This window comes from uncultured Sulfitobacter sp. (assembly GCF_947502895.1).
GTDB lineage: Bacteria > Pseudomonadota > Alphaproteobacteria > Rhodobacterales > Rhodobacteraceae > Sulfitobacter.
On the sequence record NZ_CANNBM010000004.1, the window covers coordinates 111,826 to 128,378 of the forward strand.

Annotated in this window: 17 protein-coding genes; 9 read left to right on the forward strand and 8 right to left on the reverse strand. The window is 55.8% G+C overall.

Annotated features, from left to right (window positions below):
* Window positions 1-18: 18 nt before the first annotated feature.
* A complete protein-coding gene (locus Q0903_RS15625; protein WP_299416918.1) occupies window positions 19-1,737 on the reverse strand; it encodes an extracellular solute-binding protein in 1,719 nt (572 codons plus the stop codon).
* Window positions 1,738-2,186: 449 nt separating this feature from the next.
* On the opposite strand from Q0903_RS15625, the gene Q0903_RS15630 reads away from it, so the two are divergent.
* On the forward strand, window positions 2,187-2,972 hold the full coding sequence (locus Q0903_RS15630; RefSeq protein WP_299030167.1) for a 3-hydroxybutyrate dehydrogenase: 786 nt from the start codon (window positions 2,187-2,189) through the stop codon (window positions 2,970-2,972).
* Window positions 2,973-3,033: 61 nt separating this feature from the next.
* Complete coding sequence (locus tag Q0903_RS15635) at window positions 3,034-4,062, forward strand: patatin-like phospholipase family protein (RefSeq protein WP_299417204.1); 1,029 nt, start codon at window positions 3,034-3,036, stop codon at window positions 4,060-4,062.
* On the opposite strand, the gene Q0903_RS15640 is transcribed toward Q0903_RS15635, so the two are convergent.
* The 4 genes from Q0903_RS15640 to Q0903_RS15655 all read right to left on the reverse strand — a co-directional run bounded on the left by Q0903_RS15640 (window position 4,059) and on the right by Q0903_RS15655 (window position 7,533).
* A complete protein-coding gene (locus Q0903_RS15640; RefSeq protein ID WP_299030170.1) occupies window positions 4,059-4,799 on the reverse strand; it encodes a DUF502 domain-containing protein in 741 nt (246 codons plus the stop codon). The two genes, Q0903_RS15635 and Q0903_RS15640, sit on opposite strands and share 4 nt — an antisense overlap.
* 85 nt (window positions 4,800-4,884) lie before the next feature.
* On the reverse strand, window positions 4,885-5,796 hold the full coding sequence (locus Q0903_RS15645; RefSeq protein WP_299030174.1) for a pseudouridine-5'-phosphate glycosidase: 912 nt from the start codon (window positions 5,794-5,796) through the stop codon (window positions 4,885-4,887).
* The gene (locus Q0903_RS15650) at window positions 5,793-6,671 is read right to left on the reverse strand and encodes a PfkB family carbohydrate kinase (protein WP_299030177.1); all 879 of its coding nucleotides are present in this window, start codon (window positions 6,669-6,671) and stop codon (window positions 5,793-5,795) included. The genes Q0903_RS15645 and Q0903_RS15650 overlap by 4 nt, the downstream gene beginning before the upstream one ends.
* A 40-nt stretch (window positions 6,672-6,711) precedes the next feature.
* Window positions 6,712-7,533: a DUF4198 domain-containing protein gene (locus Q0903_RS15655; protein ID WP_299416921.1), complete on the reverse strand. Its 822-nt coding sequence runs from the start codon at window positions 7,531-7,533 to the stop codon at window positions 6,712-6,714.
* Between Q0903_RS15655 and Q0903_RS15660 the strand changes: the two genes are divergently transcribed.
* A complete protein-coding gene (locus Q0903_RS15660) occupies window positions 7,532-8,701 on the forward strand; it encodes a HupE/UreJ family protein (RefSeq protein WP_299416923.1) in 1,170 nt (389 codons plus the stop codon). The two genes, Q0903_RS15655 and Q0903_RS15660, sit on opposite strands and share 2 nt — an antisense overlap.
* Here Q0903_RS15660 and Q0903_RS15665 read toward each other — a convergent pair.
* The gene (locus tag Q0903_RS15665; RefSeq protein ID WP_299030184.1) at window positions 8,698-9,321 is read right to left on the reverse strand and encodes a thiamine phosphate synthase; all 624 of its coding nucleotides are present in this window, start codon (window positions 9,319-9,321) and stop codon (window positions 8,698-8,700) included. The two genes, Q0903_RS15660 and Q0903_RS15665, sit on opposite strands and share 4 nt — an antisense overlap.
* Before the next feature lie 120 nt (window positions 9,322-9,441).
* Here Q0903_RS15665 and Q0903_RS15670 point away from each other — a divergent pair, with 120 nt between their 5' ends.
* The 3 genes from Q0903_RS15670 to Q0903_RS15680 are packed head-to-tail and all read left to right on the forward strand — an operon-like array spanning window position 9,442 to window position 12,865.
* Window positions 9,442-10,188, forward strand: a complete 747-nt coding sequence (locus Q0903_RS15670; RefSeq protein WP_299416925.1) for an RNA methyltransferase — start codon at window positions 9,442-9,444, stop codon at window positions 10,186-10,188.
* 53 nt (window positions 10,189-10,241) lie between these two features.
* Window positions 10,242-11,393: a heme A synthase gene (gene ctaA / locus Q0903_RS15675; protein ID WP_299416927.1), complete on the forward strand. Its 1,152-nt coding sequence runs from the start codon at window positions 10,242-10,244 to the stop codon at window positions 11,391-11,393.
* Complete coding sequence (locus tag Q0903_RS15680) at window positions 11,390-12,865, forward strand: carboxypeptidase M32 (protein ID WP_299416929.1); 1,476 nt, start codon at window positions 11,390-11,392, stop codon at window positions 12,863-12,865. Before ctaA ends, Q0903_RS15680 begins: the two co-directional genes overlap by 4 nt.
* Before the next feature lie 126 nt (window positions 12,866-12,991).
* Here the strand turns inward: Q0903_RS15680 and Q0903_RS15685 are convergent, their stop codons facing one another.
* Window positions 12,992-13,687 (reverse strand): TetR/AcrR family transcriptional regulator, encoded by a 696-nt coding sequence (locus tag Q0903_RS15685; protein WP_299416931.1) that lies wholly within the window; start codon window positions 13,685-13,687, stop codon window positions 12,992-12,994.
* Window positions 13,688-13,828: 141 nt separating this feature from the next.
* Between Q0903_RS15685 and Q0903_RS15690 the strand changes: the two genes are divergently transcribed.
* From Q0903_RS15690 to Q0903_RS15700, 3 genes are all read left to right on the forward strand, one after another.
* Window positions 13,829-14,953, forward strand: coding sequence for a methyltransferase (locus Q0903_RS15690; RefSeq protein WP_299416933.1), 1,125 nt, complete (start codon window positions 13,829-13,831; stop codon window positions 14,951-14,953).
* Between the two features lie 36 nt (window positions 14,954-14,989).
* A complete protein-coding gene (locus tag Q0903_RS15695; RefSeq protein ID WP_299416935.1) occupies window positions 14,990-15,433 on the forward strand; it encodes an isoprenylcysteine carboxylmethyltransferase family protein in 444 nt (147 codons plus the stop codon).
* Window positions 15,434-15,561: 128 nt separating this feature from the next.
* Window positions 15,562-16,026: a ferric reductase-like transmembrane domain-containing protein gene (locus Q0903_RS15700; RefSeq protein ID WP_299416937.1), complete on the forward strand. Its 465-nt coding sequence runs from the start codon at window positions 15,562-15,564 to the stop codon at window positions 16,024-16,026.
* 54 nt (window positions 16,027-16,080) lie between these two features.
* Here Q0903_RS15700 and Q0903_RS15705 read toward each other — a convergent pair whose 3' ends face one another.
* Entirely contained in the window at window positions 16,081-16,491 is a 411-nt protein-coding gene (locus tag Q0903_RS15705; protein WP_299030646.1) for a helix-turn-helix domain-containing protein, read from the reverse strand.
* Window positions 16,492-16,553 lie beyond the last annotated feature (62 nt).

Genomic DNA, 16,553 nt, shown 5'->3' on the forward strand with positions numbered 1-16,553 from the left:
TATGACAAGACGCTTGCATCACTGGCTTGGCTCCCACCACCATACCTCTGGCATCCATTGTGATCCGTCTCCGTAGATCGGCAGGGTCTGGGGGAATTTCATCTCTTGCCTGTGGGCGATGCGCCCCTCGGTATAGGACCAGAACGGGATGACGTAGCGGCCCGCGGTCAAAACACGGTCCAATGCGCGGGTGGCGGCGACGAAATCGGCGCTGTCGCGCGCGTTGAGCATTGCATCGATCATAGCGTCAATCGCAGGATTGCGCGCGCCCATCAGATTGCGCGAGCCTTCCTGATCGGCGGCCGCTACGCCCCAATAGAATTTCTGCTCATTGCCAGGGCTCAGCGATAGGGCACGGCGAAAGGGTGTCATGTCAAAATCAAACGCCGCAATTCGTGCGAAATACTGCGCGTCATCCACTGCGTCGATGGTGGCACCAATGCCCAACCGTTCAAGCGCGCGCAGGTACAGCTCGGCGATGGCGATGTCTTCTGTGCTGCCCTTTGCGATCAGGATTGTGAAAGTGACAGGCGTACCGTCACCGCGCCGCATGGTCCCTTCCTGAACGACGTAGCCTGCTGCATCAAGTTGCGCCATCGCCGCGCGTATTCCAGCGCGGTTGCGCGCAGAGCCATCCGAGACAGGCAGGTCATATCCCTCAATCGTGTCAACGGGCAGGGTATCTTGATAGGGCAGCAGCAGGTCGGCCACACGGCCTTGGGCGGGGCCATCCTCTTTTCCCAGAACGGAGTTCGAGAAATACGAGGTGATGCGCGGCTGTGCACCGCCTGTAAGCGTGTCATTGATGTATTCGAAATTGAACGCATGGATCAGCGCATCGCGCACGCGCCAGTCGTCAAAAGGTGCGCGGCGGGTGTTCATGACAAACCCGGTCATGCCAGAAGGTTTCTGGTGTGGGATCACAGATTTCACAATATCGCCGCGGGCAATGGCGGGAAAATCGTACTGGGTCTCCCAGCTTTCGGCATTGAATTCGCGCACCGCCGAGATTTCACCGGCCTTGAACCCCTCGAACAGTACTTTGGCGTCGCCGTAAAAGTCCAGCTTGATACCATCAAAGTTGTGGGTGCCTTGGCGCAGCGCAATGTCTGCCCCCCAATAGTCTGGGTTGCGGGTCAGCTGCACAAAGCGGCTCGGTTCATAGTCACTGACCAAATATGGCCCAGAGCCGAGAGGGATGTCCTGAATTGGCGCGTTGGCGAAGTCACGGCCCTCCCACTGCGCTTTTGATAGGATCGGGCGTAGACCTGCAAGCAGGGCGAGCTCGCGGTTTTCAGTGTTGAAGGTTATCCGCACAGTGCGCGGCGCGGTCTCGACAACACTTTCGATTTGATTGTAGAGACCCAAGTAGCGGGGATGGCCCTGTGTGCCCAAAAGCTCGAAGCTGAAAATCACGTCCTCGACGCCCAGCGGGCTGCCATCGGAGAATGTGGTGCCTTCACGCAGTTTGAATTCCACCCATGTGCGGTCTTCATCGGTTTCGATTGTCTCCGCCAATAGACCGTACAGCGTGAACGGCTCGTCCCACGAGCGGCCCATCAGCGTTTCGTGGGTGAAAAAGCGCAGCTGCCAAGGAACGGTGCCTTTGCGAACGAAAGGATTAAGGCTGTCAAAACCACCCGTATTGCCCAAAACGATGCTGCCGCCTGTAGGGGCGTTAGGGTTTGCATAGGGCAGATTTGCGAAATCCGCAGGCAGGGCAGGAGCGCCATACATAGCGATCGCATGTTGCGGTTCAGCATGCGCTGCGATTCCCCAGAGAATCAGTGAAGACAGGGCGACAACGCCCCGTAGCCTTGGGAAAATATCTAAAGCCATTTTCGAAACAATCCTGCGCTGCCCTTTTTTTTATTATCCAAACGTCTAACGGGGTATCACAGCAGGCGCAAACTTTATGCTTGGCGAAAGCGCGGTAATTCCTTATAAAGGTGTCACTGCTCGATAGGTTTCTTGCCTGTATGAAACCTGCCTCAATAACTTGACGCCCGCCTTGTGCGGGCGTTTTTTTTGTTTGTGCAGCCTAAAACTAGGGCACTGCTTGGTCCGTTGATGCGCCGTTTGGTTTTTCACCAGATTGTTGGAACGCCCACACCGCATTGTGCATTTTCATTCCAAGCCACGCACGCCATAAGCACGCGTAAACCTAACCGCAGGAGAACACCACAATGGCCCTTACGTATGATCTGTCCGGCAAGACTGCCGTTATCACTGGTTCTAACTCTGGCATCGGTTTGGGCATTGCACAGCAATTGGCACAGGCAGGCGCAAATGTTGTCTTGAATTCATTCACAGACCGCGACGAAGACCATGCATTGGCTGAAGAGATCGCCAATGTGACAGGTGTGACCGCACGCTACATCAAGGCCGATATGTCCAACGGCGATGCGTGCCGCAAACTGATTGAGGATGCGGGCAGTTGCGATATCCTGATCAACAACGCTGGTATCCAGCATGTTGCACCGATCCCCGATTTTCCGGCGGCTAAATGGGATGCGATCATTGCGATCAATCTAAGCTCGGCTTTTCACACCACGGCTGCGGCATTGCCGATGATGCGGCGCGCAGGCTGGGGGCGGGTGATTAACATTGCGTCGGCCCATGGCCTGACAGCATCACCCTTTAAATCGGCCTATATCGCTGCAAAACACGGGATTGTCGGTCTGACCAAGACGACTGCGCTGGAAACAGCACAAGAGCCGATTACCGCAAATGCAATCTGCCCCGGTTATGTGCTGACCCCGCTGGTCGAAAGCCAGATTCCCGATACGATGAAGGAATATGACATGAGCCGCGAGGACGTGATCAAGAATGTCATGCTCAAACGCCAACCCAGCAAGGAATTTGCCACAGTCGAGCAGATGGGCGGCACTGCGGCGTTTTTATGCTCTGCAGCGGCAGATCAGATTACAGGCACAACGATTAGCGTTGATGGTGGCTGGACTGCGCTCTAGGTCCTTACAAACTGATACGGCCGTTACGTAACCGAACCTTAAGGGCGATGATACCATGGCAATGACCAAAAAAATCAACCTCGCTCTGCAAGGTGGTGGTGCGCACGGCGCATTCACATGGGGTGTGTTGGACCGTTTGCTGCAAGAGGATGATCTGGAAGTCTGTGGTATATCAGGCACCTCGGCTGGTGCCCTGAATGGTGCCGCGTTGAAATCAGGTATGATTGCGGGAGGGCGACAGGGTGCGCGCGACAATCTGGAATGGTTGTGGATGCAGGTCGCAGGTGTGTCCGATCTGGGTATGTCGGATTGGATGGCGCCCTTTGGCCTGCAAATGCTGAGCAAACAGATCGAATACAGCCTGCCTTACGTGGTTGGCGGAGCCGTATCGCGGGTGGTATCGCCCTATGCCTCTGGTGCGTTTTATCAGAACCCGCTGCGCGATATTGTCGAGAAGTTCAACTATGACCGTGTCTGTGATAGCCACAAACCGTTGTTTTATGTGGGGGCAACGCGGGTGCGTAACGGCAAAATCCGCGTTTTTGAGGGGGACGAAATCGGACCAGATGCGCTAATGGCGTCCGCTTGTCTGCCGACTGTTTTCCAAGCGATTGAAATGTATGACAAGACGACCGACCGCATAGAGGCATTCTGGGATGGTGGGTTCACTGGTAACCCTGCGCTTTTTCCACTCTTTATCAAAGAGTTGCCGGACGATATTGTCATCATCAACATCAACCCGCTGGAGCGGGAAGATATTCCGACCACGCCACAAGACATTCAAAACCGCGTGAACGAGATCAGCTTTAACTCTAGCCTGCTGCGAGAGCTGCGGGCGATTGATTTTGTACAGCGTCTGATTGAGCAGGGCACCGTGCCTGACGGCGCAATGAGTCGCGTACGGATTCATATGATCGCTGATGATGCGTTGATGGCACAGCTGTCCGCCGCGACAAAAATTGTGCCAAACCCAACAGTTATCAATAGGTTAAAACAAGCGGGCCAAGCTGCCGCCGAGGCATTTTTGCGCGATAGTGTCGACAACATCGGGACCCGCAGCAGCGTCGATCTCCGCGAGATGTTTGCCTAGGGTTTTTCGCGCAGATCTGCGATCGGTGCAGCGCCTTCCTCCAACGCCTTGGCATTAGGATAAACGAGGCCTGCCGAGATCACCAGTTTAGCCGAATCTTCTACCGACATATCAAGCTCGATCACGTCACGTTTGGGCAAGAACAGCAAAAAACCTGATGTAGGGTTGGGCGTTGTCGGCAAAAATATCGACATTACATCGCCCGTATTGTCTGATCTGGCAGCAATCTCGCCTTTCGCCTCGGTTGAGATAAAGCCGATGGCCCAGATTCCCTTGCGCGGATACTCGATCAGACATGCTTTTTCAAAGCTGCGCTCGCTTTGCGCGAAAATCGTCTCCGAGATTTGTTTGATACCCGAGTAGATCGAACGCACAACGGGGGTACGCTCGACCAGACTCTCGGCAAAGCGAATGAAAGAGCGGCCAATCAGCCCCTTGGCCATCCAGCCCACCAGCATTGTGAACAGCAAAAAGATGATAACGCCAATGCCGCGCACGTTGATCTGAACATTGGGATCAAAGCCCAGCAAATCCTGAATCAAGCGGTCAGGGTGATAGTTCAAAGGCACCAGAGGTAGAACAAACCCGTCGATCCAGCCTACCACGCTCCAGATCAGCCAGATCGTGAGACCAACAGGGGCAATTACAACCAAACCTGTCAGAAAATTCCCGCGCGCACGGCCAATTATGCCGCGCTTTGGCGGAAGAATAGGATCGGGGTCAAACGGGGTGTTCATCGGTCAGGGTGCATCCGTGTATACTATAACTGTCCTATAGCTAAGCCGTGGGACGTGCAGTCACAATGGGCGAAGCGGCGCATTTCTACGCCGTTTTGCCTAATTCCAGAGCAATCTGGGCAGCAAGCTGTGCATTGTTGCGCACCAGTGCAATGTTGGCTGTCAGCGATCGCCCCTCGGTCAGTTCAAAGATACGCTGCAACAGATAGGGGGTGACACCCTTTCCCGAAATACCGGCGCGGTCTGCATCGGCTTGCGCAGTTGCGATAATCGGTAACATGATAGCGGCAGAAATCTCGGCCGCCTCTGGAATGGGGTTCGCCACCAGCTGCCCTCCTGGCAGGCCAAGTGCCGCGCGCATCTGGTGCGCCCGCGCGATCTGCTTTGCATCATCCATTCGTAGCGGCGCGCGCAGTTTTGATCCGCGCGACCAAAAGGCAGGAAAGGCATCCTGACCGTATGCAATGACTGGCACGCCTTGTGTCTCAAGCACTTCGAGAGTTTTGGCCACGTCAAGAATGGCCTTCGCGCCCGCGGCAACGACGGTCACGGCGGTTTGGGCCAGCTCCATCAGATCGGCAGAGATATCAAAGCTGTCTTCGGCACCTTTGTGAACGCCGCCAATACCGCCTGTGGCAAAAACTTGGATGCCAGCCAGCTGCGCAGCGATCATTGTGGCGGCGACTGTCGTCGCACCCGTGCCACCCGTGGCGATGCAGGCGGCCATATCTGCCCGGCTCAGTTTGGCGACACCTTTGCTTTGCGCCAGTTGTGACAGCTGGTCATCATCCAGTCCGATGTGCAGCGTGCCGTTCATCACCGCAATGGTTGCAGGAACGGCACCCGCGGCGCGGATATCTTCCTCTACCTGCCGTGCTACTTCAAGATTTTGAGGATAGGGCATGCCGTGGGTGATGATCGTGCTTTCCAGCGCGACCAGGGCGGCACCTGTACTGCGGGCTTTGGTCACTTCGGCGGAATAGGCGAGGGGAATCATATGGTTGTCTCTCCGGATACATAAAGGGCGGCGGCTGATAGGGCTTCGTCAAGCGCAGGCTGTGCTGTCTTGCCGCGTAATTCGGCGGCGATATGGGCGGCCATGAATGTGTCACCCGCTCCTGTCACACGGGTCACAGCAACGGCGGGCGGCATTTGGGAAATGACGCCGTCAGGACAGGCCAAACTCGCAGGATTACCGCCGTCTGTCACCACTGCACGGGCAGCGCCGCGGTTGCGCAAGGATTGTGCGGCATCCTGCGTGGTGGCGAATTGCATATTGCACAGCAATCCAGCCTCTTCGAGATTGACATAGAGCGTGCCACGGCCTGCTTGCAAAAACGGGCTGAGACGCAGTGCCTTACCAGGTGAGGCAGGCGCAACCCGCAGGTCAGCCTCCGCAAGAAGTGAGCTAACGGCCATCTCGGCCAGCAGATCAGGCGTCAGATTACCGTCCAAAGCGACGGCGCCGCCGTAGGGCAAGGGCAGCGCCTCAAGCGGGCTTAATATCTTGTCGCCAGCAGCTTCGAGCGAATGGGCATCTGCAATCGCGGCAATCAGGCCATTGCTTGCCTCGATCGCCATATATTGATCGGTAGGCAGGTCATCGGAGCGGTAGATCAGGTCGGTTTGTAATCCACGTTCTTCACATGCTGTGATAAGTGCTTCACCTTCTGCGTCGCGGCCAACCGCACTCAGCAAAGCGGGGCGCAGGCCAAAGCGGCGCAGCGCCATAGCGATATTCAGCGCCACACCGCCCGGGAGTCGCGTGATGCGACCGGGCATGTCAGCGCCTTGGCGCATCTGGGTATCCGCACGGCCAATCACGTCCCACAGCACGGAACCGATACAAAGGATGTCAGGCATTGATTTCATAAACGCGGTTTTGACGCCTCGACGCGAGGCGTGCAAGCGCTTAGGGGGCTGGAACCGAAAAAGTCAGCGAAGCCCAGAGTGTTTCCCAAACGGGATCACCTTCGGGGATCGGGCCGTCGGATGTGGGGCGCAGAACAACGGCGTCAACCATATAGTCAAACCCCGGCTTGACGGTTATTGTGGCCCGCCCTTGGGCATCTGTGCGCTGAATAGTAACTTCGACGGTCTTTTCGCTGTCTCGCTCATAAATTTCGATCTGCGCATCGGCGCGCGGTGCGCCCTGATAAAAAAGCGCGACGTCAAGAGTGCCGTTAAGTTCTGGCGAATAGGGATTATCGAGGGCCACAAACTCTGTAGCAAGACCGAGTGCGCGGTCGGATCCCTCACCACTCCCTACTGCTACTAACGATTTGGAATGGCGCGTGTATGTCTCGCGGAAGCCCTCCTTGGGCCATCCGCGCGCCTCATGGATGGTGACGGCCTGTTTGAAATCCTTATGCGCTACAAATTTCATGAATTTCGCCCACTCGTTATAGCTGAGGCTTGAGGGGGCGGCCTCATGTGCGATGATCATTAAGCCGTCCATATCGGGAGCATCTAGCTGGATCGCGGGGCGGTCGCCCATCCGCCCAGTGACAGCAATGGTCCGGTCACCGATCATAGCGTTGAAATAAGTGTTCCGATCCGCAAAAAAAGACTGTCGCGTTCCTTTGAATAACTGCCCGTTTTTAAGGTCCGCAACGACAGGCTTGTCTTTTTGCACTTGAAATTCAGTTGGTTCAATCCAAAACTCATGGGCAGACGCTCTCGGGGCCAACGCCAGAGTGGCGAAAAGAATGATAAATTGAAAGTTGAGTTTCATGAGACGTTTTTCCTTGCTGCTGCTGTGTAAGCTGACACTGGCTTTGCTATTGTCAACCACAGGCGTGCGCGCACACGAAGTTGTGCCCACGATCGCCGACATCACTGTAACACAGGGGAGTGCGGATTTGCGGCTGCGGATCAACCTCGAAGCATTTCTTGCGGGTGTTGATCTCGATACTTTTGAAGATACCAATGACGCCCCGCAAGCCGAGGACTATGACGTTTTGCGCGCGTTGTCGGATGAGGCGCTGGCTGCACGCGCAACCGAGCTGTTAAGTGGGTGGAACGCTTTGCCGCTGTTGTCGGTAGACGGGAACGCACTGACGCTGGAAAGCGTAGGAATTATTGTACCCACCGGAACAGATCCCGAATTGCCCCGCATAACCGAGTGGGATTTGCGCGCGCAGGCACCTGCCGGAGCCAGCCTGACCGTCTCTTGGCCCGATGGTGGTGGTGATCTGGTGCTGCGCCAACAGGGCGTCGAGGCGCCATACACCGGCCTGATCAGTGGCGGCACCAGTAGCCCTGCCATCGCTCTGAGCGGCGGAGATCAGCAGACCGGCTGGCAAACCTTCGTTGGCTACATCCCCGTAGGCTTTGACCATATTCTGCCCAAAGGACTGGATCACATTCTGTTTGTGCTGGGTCTCTTCTTTTTGTCGACGCATTTGCGTCCGTTGATCTGGCAAGTGTCGGCTTTCACACTGGCGCATACGGTGACGCTGGCATTGGGCGCTCTGGGGCTGGTGAATGTTCCAGGCTCTATTGTCGAGCCATTGATCGCGGCGTCGATTGTCTATGTTGCGATTGAGAATATCTTCGCCCGTGGTCTGAATACATGGCGTCCGGCGATCATTTTCGGATTTGGCTTGCTGCACGGACTGGGCTTTGCCTCGGTTCTGGGGGAGTTCGGCCTGCCGGATGATCAATTTGTACCCGCGCTGATTGGCTTTAACGTCGGTGTCGAGGTCGGTCAGTTGACGGTGATCGCTATGGCTTTTGTCCTGATCTGGCTGGGCGTTCTGGCGGCTCGCCGTGCGGGCCTTACAGGAGAAGAAGAGATGGTCACGGAATATCCTGTGATGTTCCGCGCACTTTCGATGACCGGATCATTGCTGATCGCGATCATCGGTATCTATTGGGTGATTGAGCGTACTTTGCTTTAACCCACAGCCGACCAAAGGGCGGTCAGGGCGGCGACAGGATCGTCCTGACCCCAAATCTCGTCTCCGATGCCGAAGAAATCTGTCATTGGGGCCAGCTTTTCGATCATGGCCTGATCCAGTTGGCCTTCGGCCACACAGGGCACTTCGATTACTTCGGACCACCATTTGAACAAGTCGGCCTCGGCTATTTCCCCATCATATAGGGCTGTTGCCTGTACGGGGCCGAACGCAGCGTAGTCTGCACCGGCTTCGCCCGCGCTCATTCCGTCGTGGCGCGAACCAGCGCAATAGCTGCCTACGATAGCATCCGCACCCAACACTTTGCGCGCATGGCGGACAGAGCGTGCGGCATCTGACAGATGCACACCGTCTAGGCCCAGCCGTTCTGCCAACAGGGTATGATCAGCGATTACCAGCGCCACATCACGCGCATCTGTGACGACACGCAAGGTATCGGCCGCGCGCGACAGCTTGTCTTCGTCGTGGGTGGACAGGGCGAGGCGAACGCAAGCTGTGGCATGGGCATCCAACACACGCGCCAGAGTATCCGCGAATGTAGCAGGCTCCAGCTCGGGTGGAGTGATGAGATAGAGTTGCGGCTGCTCGGGGGCGTCTTGCATGGGGTCTTGTCCTTTGGCTGGGTGGCTGTGTGACTAGCGCAAATGCGATGCGGATGGAAACTCTATTCCGCAGGGCTGCATCATATTGGCAAGGGCAAAGGCCCACTATATGAGAGCGACATGACAATAGAACTCCCAACTGCCCCCAGCTTTGTTCTGGTACGCCCACAGATGGGCGAAAACATTGGTGCAGCCGCACGCGCCATGCTGAATTTCGGCCTCGATCACATGCGTGTAGTTGCACCCCGCGATGGTTGGCCCAATCCTGCCGCTGTGGCAATGGCATCGGGCGCGGGAAGGGTGCTGGATGCAGCGCAATTGTCGCCGGATTTGCCCCATGCCTTGGGCGACGCGAATTTTGTTTTTGCAACCACGGCCCGCGACCGCGATATGACCAAGCCCGTCTATACACCCGAAGCAGCCATGCAGCTTGCGGCCGAAAAAATAGCCGCGGGCGCGCGTGTCTCCGTGTTGTTCGGGCCAGAACGGGCAGGGCTGGAAAACGATGACATCAGCCGCGCGAATGCGATTGTCTCGGTTCCGGTCAATCCCGAGTTTCCTTCCCTCAACCTCGCGCAGTGCGTGTTGCTGATGGGATATGAGTGGAGGCGCCAACAAGAGGCGCATACACCCGTTGTACATTCCATGGCGGGTACCGACTGGGCCGATCACTCCGAGATCGAGCATTTGGCCAAGCATTATGAAGACCGGATGGAAACGGCGGGCTTTTTCTTCCCCGAACACAAAGCCGCATCCATGAAGACAAATCTACGCAATATGTGGAGCCGTTTGCCTTTGACCCGTGCGGATGTGCAAATGTTGCATGGCACATTGCGGCAGATGGTCCGATGGAAGGAACGGGACTAGACGCTGGCTGCGCCACGACCTAGCTGAGTACCGACAATAAGACGGAGAATATCATGGCAACCAAACGCAAGCTGTTCGAAGAAGTAGGGGTGGACTCGGCTAAACCTGTAGCAACAACAGGCGTGATCGATGCAGGGCGCGGAGGGGCGCGTGCAGCTATTCGAATCTGGCTGATGGTTTTGTTCGGACTGGTATTTTTGATGATCCTTGTCGGTGGGGCAACGCGGCTGACCGATAGCGGCCTCAGCATCACTGAATGGCGTCCGCTGACCGGCGCATTGCCGCCGCTTAACGCGGAGGATTGGGCCTCGGAATTTGCCAAGTATCAAGAGATAGATGAGTTTCGCCTGCAAAACAGCTGGATGACACTGGGTGATTTCAAAGTGATCTATTGGTGGGAATGGGGCCACAGGCAATTGGGCCGCGTGATCGGACTTGTCTGGGGCCTTGGCTTTCTGTGGTTCTTGCTGCGTCGCCAGATCCCTACGGGCTGGACACCACGTTTGCTGTTGCTGGGCGGCCTTGGTGGGCTGCAAGGGGCGATTGGCTGGTGGATGGTCTCTTCGGGTGTCACATCGGGCACAGCGACCACCGATGTGCACTCGACCCGTCTGGCGACCCATCTGGGGCTTGCGTTTGTTATTATGGGGTTCATCACGTGGTACGCCCTTAGCCTTGCCCGCCCAGAGCGTGACCTGATGCAGGCGCGCCGTGCGAAAGAGGGTAAGCTATACGGCCTCAGCACGGGGCTATTGCATTTCACATTCCTGCAAATTCTCATTGGCGCGCTGGTGGCAGGCATTGATGCGGGCCGCACCTATACCGACTGGCCGCTGATGGCAGGCCAGTTCTTTCCGCCGCAAGCCTTTGTGATAGAGCCGTTCTGGAAGAACTTCATTGAAAATCCCGGGCTTGTGCAATTCATCCACCGCATGACGGGTTATGCCCTGTTCGCGTTCGCCATTGCTGTCTGGCTGCGCGGGCGCAAATCGGCACATCCCACCACACGCTTCGCGTTTAACGCCGTATTTGCCGCGATCACGTTGCAGGTGGTGCTGGGCGTCACAACTGTGCTTTATGCAGCTGTCCTACCTGTGGCGCTGGCCCACCAAGGGCTGGCTGTTCTGTGCTGGGTCTTGATCCTGCGCGCGCGCCACCTGTCGCTTTATCCAATTGCTACATCGCTCAGAGGAGCTACCGCATGACCGCTTATGATGATCTTATGGAATTCACCCGCGACACTCAGGCCTTGGGGCAGGTGGCAGGTAGGCTGGGTTGGGATCAGGAAACGATGATGCCGCGCGGTGCAGCCCCGCAGCGCGCCGAAGAAATGGCCGCAATGGAAAGCGTGCTGCACGCCCGCCGCATTGACAGCCGTGTCGGTGACTGGCTTGCCGCGATTGACGACAAAACACTGGATGCCGTTGGCCAAGCCAACATGCGCCACATCCGCCGCAGCTATGAGCGTACAAGCAAAGTACCTGCGGCCCTTGCTACGCGCATTGCCAAGCTGACCTCGGCTGCGCAGGGCATTTGGGCCGAAGCACGGGCCGCGGATGATTTCAAAGCCTTCGCTCCGACGCTGGCCGAAGTCATCATGCTCAAGCGCGAAGAAGGGCAGGCGTTGGCTGCGGGTGGTGATGTCTATGATGCGATGCTGGCAGACTATGAACCCGGCACAACGGGCGCCGATCTGGAAGCGATGTTCGGTGCTATGCGGCCTGTTCTGTCAGAGCTGCGTGCCACGGTTCGCGCCGCAGAGGGGCCAGCCAAGTTAAGCGGCAGCTTTGACGAAGGTGCCCAGATGAAACTGACGCGTCAGCTGGCCAAGGCGTTTGGCTACGATATGGCCCGGGGCCGTGTGGACAAGGCAGTGCATCCGTTCTCCAGCGGGTCTGGCCTTGATGTCCGGATCACCACGCGCACCAACGAATCTGATCCCTTCAATTGCTTCTATTCGACGATCCACGAGGTGGGTCATGCCGCCTATGAGCAGAACATTGATTCTGCCTATCTGTTGACCCCGCTGGGCAGCGGCGTCAGCATGGGCGTGCACGAGAGCCAAAGTCGTATTTACGAAAACCAGATCGGCCGCAGTCGCGCCTTTACCGGTTGGCTGTTCGGGCAGATGAAGGATGCCTTTGGTGACTTCGGGATCAAGGACGAAGACGCGTTCTATGGCACTGTGAACCGCGTGGGCGATGGCTATATCCGCACCGAAGCGGACGAGCTGCAATACAACCTGCACGTCCTGCTGCGCTTTGATCTTGAGCGGGCATTGATGACGGGTGATCTGCAAGTGAGCGATCTGGAGGCGGCATGGAATGACCGTTTCGAGGCTGACTTCGGCTATGCCGTCGACAAGCCCAGCAACGGCGTTTTGCAAGATGTGCACTGGTCTGTGGGTCTGTTCGGATATTTCCCGACGTACAGCCTCGGCAACGTCTATGCGGGGTGTCTGAACGAGGCGATGCGCAAAGCGCTGCCTGATCTGGACGCGAATTTGGCACAGGGCGACACATCCGCCGCTACTGCTTGGCTGGGTGAAAATGTACAAACCCACGGCGGTCTCTATGAGCCGCGTGAGGTGATTGAGCGTGCAGCAGGGCAGGCACCAAGCGAAGCGCCTCTGTTGGCGTATCTAAAAGAGAAGTTCAGAGGGATTTACGGGCTTTGAGTTCCAACACCTTTATGAACCGCCCGATTTCGGGCCGCTCGTTGGTATCAATGTCCTCGCTTTAACTTAAAGGTCCGCTTCGAGCCCATTATGCCAGATGTTTCAGGGCGCATGATTGGCTGCTTTCTAGTTTGTCGCCGAAATGTAGTTAATCGTTGCCCGCCTTAGCCGGCTTGAAATTTCATCAAAGTCACGCTCGCCCGCTGAAATCGCAGCATCGACCATACCATGACACATGGCGATAACGTCTTGCGTGACGGTCTCCGGATCCTCAATTGCGTGGCGCTGAAGCACCCCTAAAACGAGTTGAAACATGTTGGATTTAAGCGCTTGGGTTTCTGCGTCCATCGGCAACTGCGCTTCTGCTTGCTCCAGAGTAGCAGTCAATTCGGGGGCGCGCAGGTGATGCTTCAGACTTGCATCGATCATTGCACCGATAACGTCAGCAAGATCACCCGCATTTGATGCCTGCTGTGCTGCAATCAGATCCGCAAGCATGTCGCGGCGCATATCACGCACCAAGGCAGCAAGGATCGCCTCTTTGCCCGGAAAGAACTGGTAGAGTGAACCGACCGAGACACCCGCACGCTTAGCGACAACATTGGTATTGAAACCTTTAAGGCCGTTCCGCAACAATATCTGTTGAGACGCGGTCAGAATGGCTTCAACCGTGTCACGGCTTCGTCCTTGTTTTGGTCGACGTCTTGGCGTGAGTTTTTTGATATTTTCGGGCATTCTAAGGTGAGCAATTATTCGTGTTTGTTGTCCAACAGACTGCGGCAGGCGTCGATGGAAAACAACATAAACGTGAGCAATTACCATAAGAGGTCTGCGTCACTCATCGTAAGAAACTGAATTATAATGCTTTCTAACTCATCGCCCAACCAGCCAAAGGCGAGTAGCTTTTGGATGCCCTGAACTTATATTTTGATGCTCAACAGCACCATTTCAGGAAGAAACCAGATGACAACCAACGGGACAGAGCAAGACACCAAAGGCAGCAAGCGATTGTTTTGGACGGCCTCGGCATTCTACGCCCTGATCGCGTTTGAGTTCTTTTACATGGCCAGCCCCTTTGCGGCGTATTTTTATTCGATTTACGGACCAGGCATGGACTGGCTTCAAGCGCTTCCAGTCGCAGATTGGACGTTGTGGTTCATTCTTCCCCACCTTGTGGAAGACACCCGATCTTTAATGCTCAATTATGTCGAGCTGTTTGGCCTCATCCTGTTATTAAGCGGCCTTCTTTCGTTCGTTGCAGGCGTCTTTCAGGTCTACCGCGCCAAACTCACGAAAAGTGGGGCGGTGACGCGCGGCGTATACCGATACATCCGTCACCCGCAGTATGCATCATTGATCATCGCGAGTTTGGGCATGCTGTTGGTGTGGCCTAGATTTCTTGTGTTGTTCTCGACCTCATGTGTGATCCTCGCCTATGTGCTGCTGGCGCGCAGCGAGGAACGACAGTGTTTGCGGTCATTTCCCAGCTATGCCGATTACATGGAAACGACAGGCATGTTCTGGCCGCGTATGTCGCAACGCACAGGCACTGGGCTCACAAGTACCTTCGGTCTTCTTGCAGGTTTTGTGATGATGGTCGCACTGGTGACGGCGGGTGCATTCGGCCTGCGCTCTGCTGCCATAGGATCGCTTTATACTTTAAACACGGACGCGGGCGTCTTTCTGTCTGTGGCGCATATTGATGATGCTGACCTTGCATCTGTCGCCCAGATTGTCTTGGCAGATGTTGATGTTCAGGAAACGATTTCTGCGGCTGACGCGCATGGGCAAGTGTTGGCATATGTGCTTCCAACCGAGATGTACGTTTCAGAGATACCGATGCATCTGCCAGCTGGGGCGGCTTTCGGGCATTCCGTTCCTCGCAATGCAGACCCCACTCAGTGGAAAGTTATCCTCACTCAGGCTGAATTTGGCGCGGGCCACGATGGAGCAAATATCCTTCGAGAGGCCGTCAACAAATCACCGCTGTCGGAAGTGCATATCGACCTTTCAACGCAGCAAATCACGAACAGGTACGAGCCGCCACAAGATGCATTCTACAATGGTCGTCAGGTTCCGATCTTTTAATAAAGCCTCAAAACAGCTCAAAGAAAGAACTAACAAATGCAACGTGTATTACCGCCGCTTCTGCTTCTCTTGACCTTGGTCGTCATGATTGTCGCCGCCTATGCTTGGCCTGTCGGTGACATAATCCCCCAGCCCCTGCGATGGATTGGCGGGCTTGCGGCGGCGATAGGCCTTTTAATTGCGGCCAAGGGCGCGCGGCTGTTCAGACAGGTCGGCACCAACATTAAGACATTCGATGCGCCACAAAAACTTGTGACAACGGGGCTGTTCGCATTGAGCAGGAACCCCATGTATCTTGGCTTTGCGCTTTGTTCAGTTGGGTTTGCTGTAGCGCTCGGGGCGATGTCGCCGCTTCTTGTAGCCGCACTCTTTTGTGTGACTTTGGACCGCTGGTATGTTCGGTTCGAAGAGGCGGTTATGCAAGAAACCTTCGGTGCAGAATATGAAACATACCGCGCCCGTGTGCGTCGTTGGCTGTGAAACCGCGCAGGTCACGAACATCCCTTATTGTCTTGCTTTGCCTCGCGCTTCCGGCCGTATCGTGGTGTGTCACCCTTGCTCTGCAGGGCGGAGCCATCGCAGATGATGTCTTGAACCCGACCGGTGCTTTGTCGGCCATTCTGTTTATCCTTACACTGACGGGGACGCCTCTGCGCTACGTTTGGCCACGGGCGGGTTTTACTGTATGGCTGTTGCGCAACCGGCGCTATCTGGGCATCGCAAGTTTTGGCTACGCGCTGCTTCATACCTTGTTTTACCTTCTGGATGCGGGATCGTTGTCGAAGGTAGTTTCGCAATTGCCGATGCTAGAGATATGGACGGGTTGGCTTGCATTGCTGATCATGGTTCCGCTGGCCGTCACATCCAGTGATGCCGCTGTCCGAAAGCTAGGGCGTCAATGGAAACCGCTTCAACGGTGGGCTTACGCTGCTGCCCTTATTGGGTTGCTGCATGCCCTGAGCTTGAACAACTGGGACGATCCTTGGGAATCGATGATCGTGTCTGCGCCGTTGATTGTGCTGCAAGTTTTTCGGTTAAAACGGAAGATTACGACGCGACGCACCAGTGCTTAGATGAGCGCTGATCGTGCACTATCTTCCAAGCGAGTGCCTAAAGATTCGTGAGGCTCAGTGTTCCGTTTCACACAGGCCGTGATCGGCAAGCGTTTCTATGACCGCGCAGGTCGCCACATTGTCAGCGTCACACTTTGTGATGCGTTTCAACTCTCGCTCTAATCGCCGCAACTTTGTAATTCTGCCCTGAACTCCTAGAAGGTGCTGAGCTGCAATGCTGTGCGCATCGCTGCATGGTTTTTCTGGATGCTGGCTAAGGTCCAGAAGCCCCCTGATGTCCTCTATCGTAAACCCCAGATCACGAGAGTGACGGATAAAGGACAAGCGGGTTAGACCATCTTTTGTGTATCTACGTTGGTTGCCTTCGGAACGCTCAGGTTCATCGATCAAACCCATTTGTTCATAGTACCGAATGGTCGGTATCTTAACGCCCGTGCGCTTGGAAAGCTGGCCGATTGAAAACATCAAATTTACCTCTTGAAGCTCTAGTGGCTAGAGGAATTATAGTTGTGAAGAATCGAATATGG